The 19,294-nt window shown below is 50.7% G+C and carries 12 protein-coding genes; 7 read left to right on the top strand and 5 right to left on the bottom strand.

What is annotated here, in order from left to right; all coding sequences use genetic code 11:
- Positions 1–131 precede the first annotated feature (131 nt).
- Positions 132–1,352, top strand: a complete 1,221-nt coding sequence (locus M8T91_RS16460) for a bifunctional alpha/beta hydrolase/OsmC family protein (protein ID WP_301415284.1) — start codon at positions 132–134, stop codon at positions 1,350–1,352.
- 472 nt (positions 1,353–1,824) lie between these two features.
- On the top strand, positions 1,825–3,633 hold the full coding sequence (gene typA / locus M8T91_RS16465) for a translational GTPase TypA (RefSeq protein ID WP_301419131.1): 1,809 nt from the start codon (positions 1,825–1,827) through the stop codon (positions 3,631–3,633).
- A 147-nt stretch (positions 3,634–3,780) separates the two neighbouring features.
- Here typA and dtd read toward each other — a convergent pair whose 3' ends face one another.
- A complete protein-coding gene (gene dtd, locus M8T91_RS16470; protein ID WP_301415285.1) occupies positions 3,781–4,221 on the bottom strand; it encodes a D-aminoacyl-tRNA deacylase in 441 nt (146 codons plus the stop codon).
- Positions 4,222–4,306: 85 nt separating this feature from the next.
- Here dtd and M8T91_RS16475 point away from each other — a divergent pair, with 85 nt between their 5' ends.
- From M8T91_RS16475 to M8T91_RS16495, 5 genes are all read left to right on the top strand, one after another.
- Positions 4,307–6,415, top strand: a complete 2,109-nt coding sequence (locus tag M8T91_RS16475) for a prolyl oligopeptidase family serine peptidase (protein ID WP_301415286.1) — start codon at positions 4,307–4,309, stop codon at positions 6,413–6,415.
- A gap of 192 nt (positions 6,416–6,607) precedes the next feature.
- A complete protein-coding gene (locus tag M8T91_RS16480; RefSeq protein ID WP_301415287.1) occupies positions 6,608–7,597 on the top strand; it encodes an SDR family oxidoreductase in 990 nt (329 codons plus the stop codon).
- Between the two features lie 169 nt (positions 7,598–7,766).
- Positions 7,767–8,369, top strand: coding sequence for a DNA-3-methyladenine glycosylase I (locus M8T91_RS16485; protein ID WP_301415288.1), 603 nt, complete (start codon positions 7,767–7,769; stop codon positions 8,367–8,369).
- Positions 8,370–8,710: 341 nt separating this feature from the next.
- The gene (locus M8T91_RS16490) at positions 8,711–11,569 is read left to right on the top strand and encodes a M16 family metallopeptidase (protein WP_301415289.1); all 2,859 of its coding nucleotides are present in this window, start codon (positions 8,711–8,713) and stop codon (positions 11,567–11,569) included.
- Between the two features lie 256 nt (positions 11,570–11,825).
- Positions 11,826–12,601, top strand: a protein-coding gene (locus M8T91_RS16495; RefSeq protein ID WP_301413808.1) for an IS5 family transposase whose coding sequence is annotated in 2 segments (ribosomal slippage) — positions 11,826–12,141 and positions 12,141–12,601 — 777 coding nt in all. Because the reading frame shifts where the segments join, the coding sequence is not laid out codon by codon here.
- A gap of 1,006 nt (positions 12,602–13,607) precedes the next feature.
- Here M8T91_RS16495 and M8T91_RS16500 read toward each other — a convergent pair.
- The 4 genes from M8T91_RS16500 to M8T91_RS16515 all read right to left on the bottom strand — a co-directional run bounded on the left by M8T91_RS16500 (position 13,608) and on the right by M8T91_RS16515 (position 18,676).
- Positions 13,608–13,730 (bottom strand): class IIb bacteriocin, lactobin A/cerein 7B family, encoded by a 123-nt coding sequence (locus M8T91_RS16500; RefSeq protein WP_301415290.1) that lies wholly within the window; start codon positions 13,728–13,730, stop codon positions 13,608–13,610.
- A 23-nt stretch (positions 13,731–13,753) separates the two neighbouring features.
- Positions 13,754–15,934 (bottom strand): peptidase domain-containing ABC transporter, encoded by a 2,181-nt coding sequence (locus tag M8T91_RS16505; RefSeq protein ID WP_301415292.1) that lies wholly within the window; start codon positions 15,932–15,934, stop codon positions 13,754–13,756.
- Positions 15,892–17,139 (bottom strand): HlyD family secretion protein, encoded by a 1,248-nt coding sequence (locus M8T91_RS16510; RefSeq protein WP_301415293.1) that lies wholly within the window; start codon positions 17,137–17,139, stop codon positions 15,892–15,894. Before M8T91_RS16510 ends, M8T91_RS16505 begins: the two co-directional genes overlap by 43 nt.
- 1,321 nt (positions 17,140–18,460) lie before the next feature.
- Complete coding sequence (locus M8T91_RS16515; protein ID WP_301415294.1) at positions 18,461–18,676, bottom strand: flotillin domain-containing protein; 216 nt, start codon at positions 18,674–18,676, stop codon at positions 18,461–18,463.
- Positions 18,677–19,294 lie beyond the last annotated feature (618 nt).

Raw genomic sequence — 19,294 nt, forward strand, 5'->3', positions numbered from 1 at the left:
ACTACACTCTGTTGCCTCCAGGGGATATCAGGCTCGACTGGAAGCCGCAGATGCGCCGTGCTGTTCTATAGTAAACATCAGCGGCGGTACTGTAGAATTGGATCTGCCAACAAATAAAGAGGGAAAGTACCATGGGCAGACGCATCAAACTGGAGTTTGCTGCTACGGATGGATTGATGGTGGCGGGCCTATTGGAGATGCCTGATGTCAACCCACATTCCTTTGCCCTGTTTGCCCATTGCTTTACCTGCGGTAAGGATGTGGTGTCGGCCTCGCGCATCGCGCGTGCACTGGTCACCCGGGGCTACGCCGTGTTGCGATTTGATTTTACCGGGCTCGGTGGCAGCGATGGTGATTTCGCCAATTCCAACTTTTCATCGAACGTGAATGATCTGGTAATGGCTGCCAATTTCCTGCGCGATCACTACCGTGCCCCTTCTTTATTGATTGGCCATAGCCTGGGGGGCGCTGCGGCTCTGGCAGCCGCCCATTCGATGCCAGAGGTCAGAGGGGTGGTCACCATCGGTGCCCCGGCAGACCCGCACCATGTCGTGAAGCAGTTTGGCTGCAAGCTCGATGAGATCAGTACCCAGGGCGTGGCGGAGGTAACATTGGCCGGCAGGCGCTTTACCATTAAAAAACAGTTTCTGGATGACCTGGATAACCACTATCAGTCAGAAAAAATTGCAAAATTGAAAAAACCCCTGCTGATATTTCATTCTCCAGTGGATGCCACAGTATCGATCCACGAAGCTGAAAAAATTTTCCGCAGCGCCAAACATCCCAAGAGTTTCATCAGCCTGGATAACGCCGATCATTTACTGACCAAGGCCAGGGATGCCGAGTATGTTGCAACTACATTGGCCGCCTGGGCAACACGATATATTGAGGAACCGGAGAATATTGAACAAAAAGACTCTGCCATACCCAGCGGGCATGTCCTGGTTAAAGAAAAGAACAGGCAGTTTACCCGCACAGTGATCAGTGATTCCCATGTATGGCTGGCCGACGAACCCACGGCAATGGGTGGCAACGACCTTGGCCCCGATCCTTATGAACACTTATTGGCGGCACTCGGCACCTGCACATCAATGACAATTCGCATGTATGCCAGGCACAAAAAAATTCCCCTGCAGGACGTCTCGGTGCACTTGAGCCACAATCGCGAACATGCCCGTGACTGCGAGGATTGCGAATCCAGCCCACAGAAAATTGAAGTGATCAACAGAGTGGTCACCCTGGTCGGCGATTTGACCGATGAGGTACGGGATCGTCTATTACAAATTGCTGACCGGTGCCCGGTCCATCAGACCCTGCACAGCGACCTCAAAATCATCACGAAACGGGATTAACTTGCCGCAGTTTGACCCTGTTGTGGCAGTTATCTCTCCCCAAGACGTGCGCTCTGGGTTCAGGCCCAATTATGTAGGTTAGCATAGGCAAATCTCCATTCTGCAATGCATAGCCTGTACCCTCATCCCCGTTACAAGAATCCCCTTTCCAGATCACAGGTCATGCATTGCTCACAGCCTGTATTGCACCTGCTCCAGGCCAGTGTGAACCCGGGATGGAGGAGGCATTACCGCTGCAGATAGCCACCTACCACAATGCCATCCTCAACGCACCCATTGACCGGGGGCCCCGTGTTCTTCGTGCAGGAGCGAGACAGGATCGCGCTTGTAAGCCACCTCTTACGTTATCAAAAGTTGGGGCTATAATTGGCAACTTTTCCGTTTGGCTCCTGCAGGAGATAGCGTTACGAATGTGTACATTGCTGTGTACAAATTCTGTTTTATTTAAGGTGTTATGCAGTAAATGTCCAATATTATCAACAACTTAAGAAATGTGGCCATCATTGCCCATGTAGACCACGGCAAAACCACGCTGGTGGACAGGCTCTTGCAGCAGTCCGGCACACTGGATCGCCGCGACGCCGACGCAGAGCGGGTGATGGACTCCAACGATCAGGAGCGAGAGCGCGGCATTACCATACTGGCCAAAAATACTGCCATCCGCTGGCGTGATTACCGCATCAATATTGTTGACACCCCCGGGCATGCCGACTTCGGAGGCGAGGTGGAGCGCGTGCTGTCCATGGTGGACTCGGTTTTGCTACTGGTGGATGCCGTCGACGGCCCCATGCCACAGACCCGCTTTGTCACCCAGAAAGCGTTCGAGCAGGGTCTCAAGCCCATTGTGGTGATCAACAAAGTCGACCGTCCCGGCGCACGCCCCGACTGGGTGATGGACCAGGTTTTTGACCTGTTCGACAACCTCGGCGCCAGCGACGAGCAGCTCGACTTTCCCGTGGTTTACACCTCCGCCTTAAACGGCATTGCCGGCCTGGATGACACCGCTATGGCGGACGATATGGCCCCGCTGTTCCAGATGATTCTGGATAAGGTACCCCCTCCCAAAGTGGACCTCAACGGCCCTTTCCAGATGCAGATCTCCGCGCTGGACTACTCCAGTTATGTGGGTGTGATCGGCGTGGGCCGTATTACCCGCGGCACCCTCAAGCCAAACCAGCCGGTGGTGGTACTGGACCGTGATGGCAAGGCGCGCAAGGCCAGGGTACTGCAGGTGATGGGTTATCTGGGGCTTGAGCGCACCGAAGTGGAGCAGGCCAGCGCCGGCGACATTGTGTGTATCACCGGTGTGGGCGCACTGAATATCTCCGACACCCTGTGTGACCCGGACACCCCGGAAGCCCTGCCCGCCCTGAGTGTGGACGAACCCACCGTGAGCATGACCTTTCAGGTGAACGACTCCCCCTTCTCCGGCCAGGACGGCAAGTTTGTCACCTCCCGCAACATCCGCGAGCGCCTGGAACAGGAACTGATCCACAACGTGGCGCTGCGTGTGGAACAAGGCGATTCCCCGGACAAATTCAAGGTCTCCGGTCGCGGCGAACTGCACCTGTCCGTGCTGATCGAGACCATGCGCCGGGAGGGTTTTGAACTGGGTGTGTCCCGCCCGGAAGTAGTGCAGAAGGCGGTGGACGGCGACATCCACGAGCCCTACGAGGCCGTGGTCATCGACGTAGAGGACCAGCACCAGGGTTCGATTATGGAAGAACTGGGCCTGCGCAAGGCAGAGCTGACCAATATGGAACCGGACGGTAAAGGCCGCGTACGCCTGACGTTTATCGTGCCCTCCCGCGGTATGATTGGCTTTCGCAGCCAGTTCCTTACCCTCACCAGCGGCTCCGGCATTATGACCAGCATATTCGACCACTACGGCCCGGTAAAACAGGGCGAGGTAGGCAAACGCACCAATGGCGTGTTGGTCTCCATGGTCAACGGCAAAACCCTCGCCTATGCCCTTTACGCCCTACAGGATCGCGGCCGCCTGTTTCTTGGCCACGGAGAGGACATCTACGAGGGCCAGATCGTCGGCATCCACTCGCGCGGCAATGACCTGGCGGTAAACCCTACCAAGGCCAAGCAGCTTACCAATATCCGCGCCGCGGGCACAGACGAGGCCCTCACCCTTACCCCACCGATTCGCCACACACTGGAACAGGCCCTGGAATTTATCGAAGAGGATGAACTGGTAGAGGTAACCCCCAATCATATCCGCCTGCGCAAGAAGATTTTGCAGGAGAATATGCGCAAGCGGGCGAAGAAGTAAGCCGGCACAGTTTGTTGGAAAAATGCGAGAAGCCCGGCCTGCTCGCCCAGTGCCCCTGTAATGCCAGCACAGCCCCACGGTGCTGTTGTACCCGGGGATGCAGACCGACCATGTTAAACAGGGTCCAAGACCGGTGTGCCTGCCGGGTTAACCGGTTTCCAGCAGGAACGTCACGGGACCATCGTTGACCAGGGTAATCTGCATATCCTCGGCAAACACACCACAGGCCACGGGCGCAAACCGGATTCGCGCCTGGGCAACAAAGTGGTTGTAAAGGGTTTCGGCCTGCCCGGGGCTGGCGCCACGGCTGAAGCTGGGGCGCAGGCCGCGCCCGGTCTCCGCCACCAGGGTAAACTGGCTGACCACCAGCAGCCCCCCACCGGCCTGCTGCAGGTTACAGTTCATTCTGCCGCTTTTATCGGGGAAAACCCGGTAGTTCAGTACCTTGTGCAGCAGTTTGTCCGCGCCCTCAGCAGTGTCCCGGGCCTCAATGCCCAGCAGCAACAGCAGGCCGCGATCAATAGCACCGACCGACTCCCCGGCGACATCCACCCGCGCGTGACTCACCCGCTGAATCAATCCTTTCATCTCACACCTCTTCGCCCCTCTGGAACCCTGCGTATAAATGCCCTAGATTAGCGAACTGATTCGCAGAGAGAAACCGGGAGGGGGTATGAGAAAACAGTTGACTTTGCTACTGGCCGGAGCCGTGACCGCAGTGACTGTACAGGCAGCGGACCGCTATCCAGACAGTAAGACCGTCTCACAACAGGATATATACTTCGGCACCAAAGTGGAGGACCCCTATCGCTGGCTCGAGAACACGGCCACAGGGGATGTCAAAGACTGGGTAGCGGTACAGAACGCTCACGCCCTGCCGCGCCTGAAGCAATTGCCGGGCTGGCAGAAAATCAATGACCGTCTCACCAAGCTGTGGCGCTATGAACGCTATGGGGTGCCCTATAAGAAAGAGGGCAGTTACTACTACAGCTACAACAGCGGTGACTGGGATCAGAATGTCTTTTACCGCACCGCAGATCTGACCCGGGAAGGCAAACCCATCCTGGATCCACGCAGCCTGAGCGAGGACGGGACTATCGCGACCAAGCGCCTCACGGTCAGCCCCAAGGGCCGCTACCTGGCCTATGGAACCTCCGATGGCGGGACCGACTGGACCGACTACCACATTCGCGATTTGCGCACCGGCAAAGACCTTGAGGACCGGCTGACCGGCATCAAGTTCAGCGGCGCCAGTTGGGCGGCCGATGAGTCCGGCTTTTATTACAGCCGCTACCCTTTCAACAAAGCGGGCCGTGCCGATGACAGCAAACAGGTAGCGGTGTATTTCCACCGCCTGGGGGAACCGCAGAAACACGACCGGCTGGTATATCAGATTACCGACCATCCCACGCGCAACCCTGATGCCATGGTGAGCGACGACGGCCATTACCTACTGTTGAACATCTTTGACGGTTACGATTCCAACGGCTTCTATTATCGGGATTTGCGCGACGACAGTCACAAGGTGGTAAAGTTGCTGGACGAATGGGATGGCCTCTACCAGTTTCTCGGTAACAAGGGTAAAACCTTTTTCTTCGAGACCAGCGCGGGGGCGCCTTTGGGGCGGGTGATCGCCATCGACCTCGATAAGCCACAGCGCAAAAACTGGCGCGAGCTGGTACCGGAAAGTGACAGCGTGCTGCAGAGCGCAAGTTTTATCGGCGACCGCTTCGTATTACATTACCTGGAAGATGCCAAATCACGGGTGCTGGTGACCGACACCAATGGCAAGCAACCGTACGAATTGAAACTGCCCGGAGTGGGTTCGGTGACCGGCTTCTATGGTGAACCGGATGAAGTGGAAACCTTCTTCTCGTTCAGCAACTTTATTACTCCGCCGAGCATTTATCACCTGAATGTGCAGAACGGGGAAACCGAGCTGTTCAAACAGCCCGAGTATGCCGCTGATTTCTCCGACCTGACGGTAAACCAGCACTTTTTCAAGAGCAAAGACGGCACCCGCGTGCCCCTGTTTTTGGTACACAAAAAGGGCATGAAACGCGATGGTGCCAACCCGACATTACTGTACGGGTATGGCGGCTTTAACGTCTCAATCCTGCCGCGTTTCTACAACCATTTCGCCGGCTGGTTGGATATGGGGGGCACCCTCGCCCTGGTGAATTTGCGTGGTGGCAGCGAGTACGGCGAAGCCTGGCACCAGGCGGGCACCAAGACGCAAAAGCAAAATGTTTTTGACGACTTTATCGCCGCGGCGGAATGGCTGATCGCAGAAAAAATCACGTCACCTGCAAAGCTCGGTATCAATGGCCGCTCGAACGGTGGCCTGCTTGTGGGCGCTACCCTGGTACAGCGACCGGATTTGTTTGCTGCGGCCCTGCCGGCAGTGGGCGTATTGGATATGCTGCGCTACCACACCGCCTCCGCGAACGCGCGACAATGGTCCAGCGACTACGGCTTGAGTGAAAACCGCGAAGAATTTAGCGCCCTCCACGCCTACTCCCCGGTGCACAATACCCGTGAGGGCACCTGCTACCCAGCCACCCTGATTACCACGGCGGACCGCGATGACCGAGTGGTACCCTGGCACAGTTACAAGTTTGCCGCCGCACTGCAGCAAGACCAGGGTTGCGACAACCCCGTCTGGCTGGCTGTGGAAACCCGCGCGGGCCACGGCGCCGGTAAGCCCGTGTGGATGCAGGTGGAAGATTATGCCAATCAATGGAGCTTCCTCGCCGATCGACTGGGTATGGAGATCAAGTAATCTGATGTTGCAGGTGGCTGCCGGCTGTGGCCGGCGGCACCTGTCGCGGATTGCGCTTGTTTTGCTCGAGCGATACACCCGGCCTGTATACGGGCAGGTAGGACTACCGGGTGATTCCAACCGTGTTGGACAGGGCCAACCACAGAGACTGTCACTGAGTAAAAATAATATGCAATTACCTCCGGTGGGAACATGAAACATGCATTTGTCACCGGTGCTAACGGTTTTCTCGGCACCAATCTGGTTGAGCTACTCTGTGCGGATGGCTGGCAGGTGACCGCCATGCACCGGCACACCTCCGATATCCGCAAGCTTCGCTCCATGGGGGTGGCTCTGGTGGAGGGCTCCCTGGATGATACCGATGCACTGCGTAGCGCGATTCCAGGCAATATCGACGCTCTTTTCCATGTCGCCGCCAATACCAGTATGTGGCGCGGTGGCAATGCCCAACAGTGGCGAGACAATGTAGTGGGCTCGGCCAACATTGCCCGGGTAGCCAGAGAGAAAGGCGTTGGGCGCATGATTGTTACCAGTTCCATCTCCGCTTACGGCTATCATAGGGAAACCATCACCGAAGAGAGTGAAAAACGGGCAGATAACCCCCACCACCACTATCTGTACACCAAGAAACGCGGGGAACTCGCCGTGCAGAGGGAGATTGCGCAGGGGCTGGATGCCGTATTCTTGAATCCCTGCGCTATTGTGGGGAAATACGATACCCACAACTGGGCGCAAACCTTTTTTTTAATTGATCAAGGCCGGTTGCCGGGTGTACCGCCCGGTTACGGGTCTTTTTGCCACGCCGGTGCTGTGGCGCGGGCACATATTGAGGCCGTAGAGAAGGGCCGCTGTGGCGAGAACTATATCCTTGCCGGCATTGATGCCAGTTTCCTGGAGTTCTTCGGGAAAATAGCTGAACTGCGGCACAAGCCGGTGCCCAAGCGCACCACACCGGCGTTTGTGATACAGTCAGTCGCCTGGTGCTCTGATCTCTGGTCGCGGGTGAGCAAACGCGAACCCGTGATTACCCCGCAAAAAGCCACTCTGGTGACGGGTCAGGTTGTGGCGAGCAGTGCCAAGGCGGAGCGGGAACTGAATTACCAATCGGGTGTGGCACTGGAGACCATGTTGTGCGAATGTCACGACTGGTTGGTACAACAAAAATTATTGGAGCCAAAGTGAATCGCGGTCATATCGTTTTTATCCTGGTTGCCCTCCTATTGATTCTGCAATTGATCCAGCACTATTTCTTTTCCGGTGCGCCGTAAATGATTTGCAAGCCCTCAAGCCAAGTGGCCCTGGCCGGCACCGCCACACCACTGTGACCTGAACGCTTTCCAAGGAGTCATCAATGCACGAGAAACGCTGCGGCTGGTGCCTGTCTACACCGCTTTACCGCCGTTATCATGACGAGGAGTGGGGACGCCCGGTCACAGATGACAAAACCCTGTTTGAGTTTCTATTGCTGGAGGGAGCCCAGGCGGGCCTGTCCTGGATTACTGTGTTGAACAAACGGGAAAATTACCGGCGTCTGTTCAATGATTTTTCGGTGGAAAAGATCGCACGCTATACACCAAAAAAAGTGGAAAAACTGCTGCAGAATCCGGGCATTATCCGCAATCGTCTCAAGGTGGAGTCCGCGGTAAAAAATGCCCGAGCCACCCTGGCCCTGCGGGATAAGGGAACTTCGCTGTCGCAGTTTCTCTGGCAGTTTACCGATGGCCGGGTAATCGTAAACCGCCCCGCTTCTCTCGCACAGGTGCCATCCAGTACACCCGAGTCCGATGCCATGAGCAAGGCGTTGAAAAAGGCCGGCTTTAGCTTTGTTGGCTCAACCATAATGTATGCTCATATGCAGGCCACCGGGATGGTGAATGACCATTTGCACAGCTGCCCGGCCCACCAGCACTGTGTGGATGCGGCGCGGGCGGCGGGCCTGGCAACGAGTCGATGAAGCGACTCATGACCAGCAAAACCTTCACCAGGAGTATTCGGGAAGACTGAAAAAAGTGATCGATTCAGGCATCATCAGCCTAAAAATTGGGGAATTGATTAGTAAACAGCTTCAGGAATTTCGAGTAGAATATTTCAAATCAAAAACAAATAGATAGTTGTTAATTCCTGTACTCCAGTTATCATAAAAATAGAAGATATTCTGAGCCTATTACAAAATTGATTATAAACAAGAGCACCAGATACTTTACTACCAAAGCCTAATCGCGGGTGTATCTTGCGCTTTTTAGTAAACCTGGGCCATGAAAGGCCATTCCTAATCTTTGTTGTGAGGAAACTACGTTGAAAAAAGTTCTTGCTGTCGGGCTAGCAGTGTCATTAGCTGCTTGTCAAAATAATTACTTGAGCGGTGATATGCCTGCTCACCCTGTGCTGCCACAAGGGGTTAACTTAATTGAAGAGGTAAAACGTCAAGGTGACGAAATAGTTATCCCTTATAAAAAGTACCAATTGGCCAATGGATTAACAGTTATTATCCATGAGGATAAATCAGATCCATTGGCACATGTTGATGTAACTTATCATGTTGGCTCAGCCCGCGAGCAAATCGGAAACTCAGGTTTTGCCCATTTTTTCGAACATATGATGTTTCAAGGATCAGAGAATGTTAGGGATGAAGAACACTTTAAAATCGTTTCAGAATCAGGCGGCACTTTAAACGGAACCACCAATACTGACAGAACCAACTATTTCCAAACGGTTCCCGTAAATCAGCTTGAAAAAATGCTCTGGCTGGAAGCTGATCGTATGGGGTTCTTACTGGACGCCGTGACGCAAGAAAAATTTGAAGTGCAGCGTGAAACTGTTAAGAACGAGCGTGGGCAACGAATTGATAACAGACCATACGGGCGTTTATCTGAGACAATGTCAGCAGCACTTTATCCCGAGGGCCATCCATATTCTTGGCCAGTAATTGGCTACACCGAAGATTTGAACCGTGTTGATGTTAACGACTTGAAGAAATTTTTCTTACGCTGGTATGGTCCAAATAATGCAACGCTTACAATTGGCGGCGCGGTGGACCCAATAAAAACAATGACCCTGGTAAACAAATATTTTGGTTCGATTCCCAGAGGCCCTGAAGTCATTGATGCAAAGAAGCCTTCGGTTACATTGAATGAAGATCGCTATGTCTCTTTTGAAGACAACGTTACTTTGCCACTAGTGTTCATGACTTTCCCTACGGTACATGCACGCCATGAAGATGAACCTGCTTTGGACATTTTGGCTGAAATCCTAGGTGGCGGTAAAACCTCTATCTTGTATAAAAATCTGGTAAAGAATGGCTTAGCCGTTGAATCTCAAGTCTATCACCGTTGCCAGGAGCTAGCATGTACTTTCAATATGCTGGCATTGCCCAATCCGGCTGCCGGGAAGTCTTTGGCTGATTTAGAGTCTGTGATTCGAGCCTCTTTCTCAGAGTTTGAGCAGCGTGGAGTGAGAGAAGATGACCTGTTAAAAGTTAAAGCAAAATTAGAATCTAGTGCAATTTTTGGCTTGCAATCTGTTGAAGGTAAAGTAAGTCAACTGGCCTTCTTTGAAACCTTTGCAGGTACGCCTAACTATATCGGGAAGAACATTAAGCGGTACAATGATGTAACTAAGGAAGATGTTGTTCGCGCTTACAATCAATACTTGAAAAATAAGCACGCTGTCATTGTCAGCGTGGTTCCCAAAGGGCAGCCTGACGCCGTTGCGAACGCTGATAATTTTAGCATCCCACAAAGAAACATACCTGAAAGAATCCAAGTTAAAATGTCAGATTTGGATACACGACGTGCAATTGACAGCTTTGATCGTTCGAAACAACCCATTGCGGACGCCAACCCGCTTGTCAATGTGCCAGCGTATTGGGAAACACAGCTCAGTAATGGTATTAAGGTTTTAGGTTCGCAAAGTCAGGAAACACCAACGACAAGTATATTAATCAAAATTCAAGGCGGTCACTTCGCTGAACCTGTTGATAAAGCTGGATTGGCAAACCTCACAGCTGACTTGTTGAACGAATCAACGACTGCTCGCACTAACGAAGATATGAGTCTTGAATTACAAAAGCTCGGTAGTGATGTAAGGATCTATGCTCGTGATGAAAAAATAAATATATTAGTCAGCAGCTTGAGCAAGAATCTAGATGAAACATTGGCATTAGTAGAGGAAAAACTTGTTAAACCGGCATTTAATGACATTGACTTCAATCGCCTCAAGTCTCAAATCATCCAAGGTATTCAGCATGCTCGCAAGGATGCCAATGCACTAGCTAATGAAGCCTGGAGTAAGCTTTTGTATGGGGATAGTATTGCAGGTATACCAGCGACTGGCAGCGTGGATAGTGTTAGCAAGCTAACAGTTGCTGATGTAAGGGATTTTTATAACAACTATGTGAAACCTCAGGATGCTGAGTTGATTGTTGTGAGCGATTTACCGCAATCAGAGATTAACAAATCCTTAAATAGGCTGACTTCTTGGACGGGCAAAGGAAAGTCATTCAATCGTACGTTTAAGCCAGTGAGCTTTGATCCGCAATCAGTATATATTGTCAACAAAGATAAGGCCGCACAGTCTGTTATTCGCATTGGCAAACCTAGCCTGAAGCGAGATTTCACAGGAGAATTCTATAAAGCCGACTTGATGAACTTTAATCTTGGCGGTGCGTTTAACAGCCGTATAAACCTTAATCTTCGTGAAGACAAAGGTTATACCTATGGCGCTCGCAGTCAATTTAGGGCGAGTAAAAACAGTGGCCACTATCAAGTTGGTGCCAGTGTAAGAGCAGATGCAACTGACAAATCATTTATTGAATTTGAAAAGGAGCTTAGAGCCTATCGTAACCACGGCATGACTAATGAAGAGCTGGAATTCATGCGCAAGGCGGTTGGACAACGTGATGCAAGAAGCTATGAAACACCCAATCAGAAACTACGGTTTTTAGGTAACATATTGGAATACGATTTACCAGCTAACTTCACTCAAAAGCAAGCCGAAATTATCCAAAATACCAGCCTCGCTGAGCTCAACTCATTGGCTGAAAAGTATTTAGATATTGATACAATGGCAAAATTGGTTGTCGGCGATGTTGAAAGCCTGAAACCGCAATTCGAAGAACTTGGCTATAAAGTCGAAGTTATTGATTTAGACAAATAACTGTTTATTCAGGATCTGAAAAGGTGTGAAGCACTGATCTTCACGCCTTTTTTATTTTTTTATAAATTCTAAAAAATAAATATTGTTATAACTATTTTTTGCACAATTCATGGCCTACAGGGACTTTGCTGCATTTCATAATGACAGTAGCAAGCAAATTATATCAATAGAAGTCTACTATTTATCCAGAAACAGCTTAAGTGAACCCTAATAGTGACTTAGGGCCTGTTCACACTAAATCCTGTATAATCCCTTCATGGAAATTACAGCGCAACAATACAAAATTATCGAAGATTTTCTGCCCCTCCAGCGCGGCAACGTGAAAATATCCAACTTACAAGTGCTGAACGCCATTCTTTACATAGCCGAGCATGGTTGTAAATGGCGAGGTCTGCCGATGAAATTCGGCCGTTGGCACAGCGTCTACATGCGGGCGAATCGTTGGGCCAAACAAGGTGTACTGGATAGGGTCTTTCTGGCCCTCCAGGAAAATAATGTGATCAATATCCAGGTCGATCATATCTCTCTTGATTCTACGGCTGTTAAAGTTCATCCAGATGGTACTGGCGCGTTAAAAAAAACGGTCCTCAATCTATCGGCAAATCACGAGCAGGATGGACCACCAAGATTCATATGGTTGCAGCCGACCACAACCGCGCCGTAGTATTTTCTCTGTCACCGGGGCAGGCTGGAGACGCTCCGGAGGGCCGAAAGCTGCTGAAAAGCCTTGAGAACTGCGGTTGGGATGGTGCCAAAGTGATCATGGACAAGGCCTACGAGGGTAATGAAACCCGGCAGTTGGTATTCGATCTGGGCATGGAACCTGTCGTGCCACCGAAGAGTAACCGAATGAGCACCTGGAAATACGACGTGGAGGCGTACAAAAAACGAAATGAAGTGGAGAGGCTGTTTCGACGCCTGAAGGGCTTCAGAAGAATTTTCTCTCGTTTTGACAAACTGGATGTCGTTTTCACATTTTTTATTCACTTTGCGCTTATTGCCGATACTTTAATTAGTGTGAACAGGCCCTAATATAAACCAGACCTTCCCATACCACTTTGGCTTCCAGCACTTCAGACGAGGTATGAGGTTCGTCAACTCATATCATAACCAGATGCTATAAACCCCGCTAGCCCGGATTTTTCACCGCCAGCTTACCTTGCTGCCATTTCTTGTGGTAGTACGGCTCCGGGAAAGTGGCGCCACTGTAATCAATAAGGATAATATTCCTGACAAGCACGATGTTATTTTCGATCAGCGTATCATCTCTACACTGCTTTTACCCTCGGCGGCAGTGGCAGCAAAGGAAAAGAACGATTTACTTAAGCAGGATCGTAATCCCAATCAGAAACTGGTAGAACCTTAGCCTTTTCCTCCAGAAAATATTTACAAAAAGGGTTCGCTTTAGTAGACATCCTACGATTAGGTTGCCAGCTTAATTTGTAAAAGAAGTTCTAGATATCGTTAGCTTCACCACATGTTAAAAAACCTCCATCTCTGGCTCACAGATTCGCATGTTCTGAGTTGTATTGCGAAACTTATTCCTTAAGAATATAGCGATTGGCATACGAAATCGGTCCGCATGGCTCTGTGAGAAAGATTTGGCGCTGGTGCCTCATCTCATGAGAGACTGCCATAACGCTAAAAATTCCATATTTTAGACTTCCCATGTAATTTTAGGCAAATGCTAACTGCCTAAAAGCATCAGAGGCAGTGCAAAAATGAAAAGGCTGATATATTTTGGAAAACGGAATGAAAGATAAAAAATACCACAGCTTAAAATAAAGCTAGCAATTATGCTCAATACCTTATGGTAAGAAAAATCTGCCAGCAAAAAAATAAAAACATAATAGGATGAAAAGCCACATATAATGAAAGAGAATGATGCTATAAATAACTTTTCCGAAAAAGCGAACTCTGAATTCTTTTTTAAAAACTTCCCCACTTTATTTATCCTCATTGCAAAAAGCCACTCACAAGGTAATTTTGTAAGTGGCTTGATAGAGAGCTCCTAATTTAGAGGAGCCTGAAACAATTCTTAATATGCTTTTGGTGAGAATCGGATCATAATTATTCCTACAGCAACCCTAATCCCAATTCCTACTAGAGGGGCCAATCCACCATTCACTTGCTCAACTTCATTCATAGTAAGTTCTTTCATTTTATTTTCCTCTAAATTAAAGGTTATGCCAACTCATTGTCAGCTAGATTTATCTGCCTCCCTGTAGATTTAACCGTTTCCGGCCGATGTGCAACCAGCACCCGGGTAATAGCAAGCTGCTGAATATGCTGGTTAACCAGCGATTCATTCGCCACATCCAAATGACTGGTTGCTTCGTCCATGAACAGGATGCGAGGTGCGCGATACAAGGCGCGCGCCAGCACAATTCTTTGCTTTTGTCCGCCGCTAAGGCTGGTGCCCATATCACCAACCAGCGTGTTGTATTGCATAGGCATATGCATGATTTCTTCGTGGATACACGCCAACTGCGCACAGTGAGCTATACGCTGGAGGTCCACCTGAGGCTCAAAGCAGGCGATATTGTCGCCAATAGTTCCGGCGAGCAACTGATCGTCCTGCATAACACCGGCAATCTGGCCGCGATAATTTGGCAGTTGCCTCAGGGGTTGGCCATCTATCAGGATTTCCCCTTCGGTCGGTTCCAGCAAACCCATCAGACATTTAAGCAATGTAGTTTTGCCACAGCCGCTGGGACCGACAATGGCAACAGTTTCACCAGATTCAATGGTAAAGTTGACATTCTGAAATGCCGGGGCCTCCGCCTCACCAAATTGAAAACTGAGGTTGCGCACTTCTATTTTTCCCTGCAGGGCATGTGCTAGACCATCACCCATTGAAAGGCTATTTGGCCCATCTATATCCTCGGATTTGGTAAATACAATATCGGACAGGCGGTCCAGGTGCAGACCCAGCATTTTCAACTCGATCCACTGAGCAACCAGTGCGTCCATAGATTGAACGAAGCGGGTCTTATAACTCATAAAGGCATAGAGCATGCCGACAGTGAGGATATTTCCCATCACTGCACTCGCAGCAAAATAAATTACCAACAGGTTTTCCAGACCGAACAACAGGCGGTTGATGGTGTTGTAGCCGATATTCCAGCGGGCAATACGGATATCCTTGTTGATGGCATCGGCGAGGCGATTGTGCCACTGGCCCTGGCGGTCGTTCTCGCGCTGGAACAGTTTGACGGTCTGGATAGCCCGCACCGATTCCATAAAGTGCGAGTCGTGTTTTGCCTGGGCAACAATTTGCTCTTCAGTAAGTAGCCGCAGTGGGCGATAGAGCAACAGGCGAAGGGCAGCGTAAAGGACGACCACCAACAAGACAATCAGGGTCAGCCACAGGTCGTAAAAAAACATGGCGGCCAGTGTGATCAACGCCATAATACCGTCCACGACCGCAGCCACCAGCCCGGTGGTGAGCAACTCGCGCACCTTTTGCAAGGAACCGAAGCGGGATACCACATCACCCATATGCCGGGTGGAGAAATAGCTCATTGGCAGGCGGATCAGGTGGCGGAACAGGTTTGCAGCCATCTGCATATTGAGCCGACTGGAGATATGCAGGATTACCCATTCCCGCAAGGCGTTGGTGCCGGTTTGTATTATCAGTAACAGGCCAAAGCCGATCGCTAGCACCAGTAGCAGGTTGGCGTCGCCACGCAGGATGACGTCATCCACCACCGTTTGCATATAAAATGGCGTAACCACGGCAAACAGCTGAAGCAGCAGAGACAGCAGCAACACCTGAATCAAGCTGCGCTTTAACCCGCTGATACGCGACCAGAAATGGCTGAGTTTCAGTCGTTGGCGATCTTCTACCGATTGGAATTCATCCGTTGGTGTAAGCTCCAGGGCGACACCGGTAAAATGCTGGCCAAATTCCTCCCGGGTCAGCACCCGCTCCCCCACTGCGGGGTCGTGGATGGTGACTTTGTTTCGCTGTACGGATTTGAGCACCACAAAATGACTCATATCCCAGTGCAGCACACAGGGGCGCTGTAGCTCCTCCAGATGTTCCATCTCAAGGCGCAGGGCGCGACCAGCCAGGTGCAGGCGCCCGGCCATATCCATCAGGGTCTTGAGGTTGGTACCGTGGCTGGAGATATGGAAGCGGCGGCGCAGGCTGGCGAGGTCGGTATCATAGCCGTGAAACCCGGCAATCATCGCCAGACATACCAATCCGCATTCCGCAGCCTCAGTTTGTAAAATCACCGGCAGTTGGCGGCCTGGGGAAAAATGCAGAAGCTTTTCCGGTCGCTCTTGTTTGGCCGGCAGCTGTGTGGTCGCCTCCATCACAGGCGTCCCCGCAAGCTGTAAATAGGCTCCAGCAGCCATTGCAGCAAACTCCGTTCCGCCAGTTGCACATCGGCGGATAGGGTCATGCCCGGCTTGAGGGAAAAGTGCCGGCCATAGGCATTAACCGTCGGTTGTGCCAATTTTGCCGTAACCCTGAACACCGGCTCGCGTACTGCAACAGGAACACGCAGCAGCTCATCGGGCAGCAACACAGTATCAGACACCTCCAACACGGCACCGGGGTAAAGGCCGAATTTCTGATAGGGGAAAGCATCGTAGCGAATCTTCAAGGGCTGGCCTGTAGTGAGAAAACCCGCAGAGCGCACGGGTACCAGCAGCTGGGCTGTAAGTACGTGATTCTCCGGCACCAGGGATAAAATCGGGATATCAGCTCGTGCCTGCTGGCCCTCAGTTGCCTGCAGGTTACTGATGACTCCATCTCGGGAAGCCTTGACAATATAGGCCCGCTGGCCATGCAGTTGGGCAATCTGCTGGGCAAGGTCGGAAAGGCGTGCGCGCAACTGATCACTGCTATTGGCAAACTCTTCGGGAAGCAGCAGGCGGTCACTTTCCAGTTGCCGAATTTGATTGCGCAGATTCACCCCGCTGCGTGCAAGGCTCTGGCGGTCGGCCTGCAGCTCCAATTCCTGGGCTATAACCGCGTCCAGCTCTGCTGAGGAAATATGGCCATCTCGCTTGAGCCGTCGGTAGCGCTCTGCCTGTTCCGCGATTAAGATATAGCGTTGCGTTTGTGTTTCTATCTGCTTTTCCAACAGGGCCAGGTCTTCCTCACCGGCAACAATACGCTGGTCAAGATCACGCAGTTGCTGATGATAAATTTTCTCACTGCGCTTCAACTGTTCGGAGACTAATTGTTGTTGGCTTTTGTACTCAGTCAACAGCAAAGACTCGAGGTGTTTACCATCTGCCAAAATTCGGTCACCGTTGACCACGATCAGGGGCTGATCCTTTATTACCCGATCACCCTCGCGCACCAGCACCTGTTTGATAATGCCCGAACGCTCAGCATAAACCCGCACCACACCTGAAGCCGGCTCCAGCCAACCGGTAACGCTTTCCCTGCGGGCATAGTGGCTGCCGGCAAGCCAGATAATAACGGCAACCACCCAGGCTAAAAGCAATGACAAAATGAGAGTATGTGACAGGCGGGGCAGTAGCAGAATCTCACCGTGCAGACGGTCTGCTTGTTTTTCCATGGCCTGACGGCGGAACAACCCTGTCACTACAACTTCCTTACTACGGCCTATTTTTATGCCCTTTTTTATCTTTTTGTGGCAGTGTAGTCAACAGGATTGGATTACAAGTTATCACAGCGACTGTGCATAGAGCTGTACAATCGTACGAGATAGTAACGCCGCTCCGATTAGGTCATGGAGGATATAAAGCTCTTCTGTAGCACTTTACAGTTTTACATCGGACTTTTTTCAAGCCCCATCGCTCAACGCATCACTAATAGTGCTATTTACGGTGTATACAGCGGCATACACTCCATTTCCCGGGACTGTTTTAAGCGATCAGGAAATCTGGTACGAAAATTCAACTTCGCGTATTCTTATCGTTACTGAAAAGGGAATTTTCATCACCAGACAACGATTTTTGCATCCATATCCCTGCCGGTTACAAATCCGCAAATCCGGTTCAGATCAACATAAGAATAAGAGGCATCCAATAAGCGCCCATGAAAAACCCGGGCTTAAAGCTCTGCTGACAGTTTGAACGATTTGGATTTCAATATCGAAATCGCACACTGGAAGATACATCCAACTCCATTGATACACACAGCCTGTACCGCTCCTGTACTAACGGGAAATAGCACATAAGTATCATTAAGGGTTTGTAAAGGTAAAGGAAGGACTTAAAAATCTTATCGTTAGCGCCGACTATTGCATCGGCGCCAACTACACAGGCTAAAAACCGGTTTCGTAATGCATACTGGCCTCCACATACTCGATAGTGCCATCGTCGTAGTGGATATAGGCTTCCGCCAGGTTCGGTGCATAGGCATGCACAGTCACATTACATGACAATCCTGAATTACAGCCTTTTATCCAGTTGATTCGATCAATCGACTTGGTAATGTTGGTAATTGCCCAGCTTCCCGAAGTGGAATTGCCAAAACTGAAATCTATTCCTTCACAATGGGAAGTCCCATTACCAAAGACATTCCCGCCTGGTTGCACATTGAGTGTGCATACAAGATCCGCAGAGAGCGCGGGAAGTACTGTCAATGAACCAATTATAACCAATGATGCTAATAGCAATTTTTTAGTAAACATTTTCCTAACCTTATTATTTCCAATCCGTTGATATCGCCATACAATTGACGACAATTGCGAGCTTATCACTGGCGTAATCTATTTCCCACCTGTTAAAAAACCCGAGCACAGTAAAATGTGGTCGGGTTAACAAAAAATCCGTTTTTAGAAATCAGGTGTTTGACCTAGTCAAGCCACCAGGATACCTGTCAATCACTCAATTCCTCCAGCACCAATCATTACGATCACTCTGCAGTTTTTTCTCAATTAAAAATGATCGCTACCGTCCTCACGTTTTTGTCTCGACAGTCTGGCTAAGATCTCCGACACCGGCTTCTTTCAGCAGGGAGTCCACCAGGGGCGCCATGGCGCGGCGTTTGAGCGCACTTCCTACCAGGGCTTCCGGCAGGCTTTGTCCCTTGGCTTGCACATCACTGTCGAGAATACCGCTACCGGTAAGGCCATCCATATCGTTCAACCCCTCGACGCCCTTGGCGGCGTGCACCTACTCTTCAGTTTTAGCCGCCTCGGCTAGAGCACCCTACAACCACTGGCGAATGGTTTGTGCCGACTCTTGGTGAAGGCTGAGCGGATTCTGCTGTTGTACCAGTAGCAGCATTTTTTCATCAGGTATCCACAACCGGCACGAGGCCCTGTTGCAAAGGTGGCGCCATAGGTTCAGGGGCAACTCAGCCTTGTACCATCGCCGCACTCTCTGTCGGTAACTCCAGTGCGGCTTCTACCAATCAATTGCGCTGGCTTTCCTTTCTATAGCGCGCCTTCACCGCAAATATGGCGCCTGTGGAAGCGGGTGGGAACGCGCCAAACTCTGCACCCTAACTGACTGCCTCGCCATGGCGATGACCCCACAGGCTTTTTCACTTTGAGTATCCGCGCCATTGCGATTGATGGACATAAGATACACTTAGTCAACCGCTGATAAACGCGCCGAAATAGATTGATATTTATTGAATATATTATTTTCTTGCGCGCCATGCATTCCTAATTACCGGTGAACATTCGAAATAATAATTGATATAAATCAGATTAATTTGGGCAGATACCTGAAGCAAATAACGGAAAGAAAACACAACACTACCCTGTGCTATCTATTATTCAGGCG

Origin of the sequence: Microbulbifer sp. MI-G, assembly GCF_030440425.1 — a bacterium.
GTDB lineage: Bacteria > Pseudomonadota > Gammaproteobacteria > Pseudomonadales > Cellvibrionaceae > Microbulbifer > Microbulbifer spongiae.

Bases quoted from the DNA above. Each gene is read 5' to 3' on its own strand.
- M8T91_RS16460 (WP_301415284.1), top strand. From the start codon at position 132: ATGGGCAGACGCATCAAACTGGAGTTTGCTGCTACGGATGGATTGATG.
- M8T91_RS16485 (WP_301415288.1), top strand. From the start codon at position 7,767: ATGCACGAGAAACGCTGCGGCTGGTGCCTGTCTACACCGCTTTACCGC.
- M8T91_RS16475 (WP_301415286.1), top strand. From the start codon at position 4,307: ATGAGAAAACAGTTGACTTTGCTACTGGCCGGAGCCGTGACCGCAGTG.
- M8T91_RS16505 (WP_301415292.1), bottom strand. From the start codon at position 15,934: ATGGCTGCTGGAGCCTATTTACAGCTTGCGGGGACGCCTGTGATGGAG.
- M8T91_RS16500 (WP_301415290.1), bottom strand. From the start codon at position 13,730: ATGAAAGAACTTACTATGAATGAAGTTGAGCAAGTGAATGGTGGATTG.
- M8T91_RS16480 (WP_301415287.1), top strand. From the start codon at position 6,608: ATGAAACATGCATTTGTCACCGGTGCTAACGGTTTTCTCGGCACCAAT.
- dtd (WP_301415285.1), bottom strand. From the start codon at position 4,221: ATGAAAGGATTGATTCAGCGGGTGAGTCACGCGCGGGTGGATGTCGCC.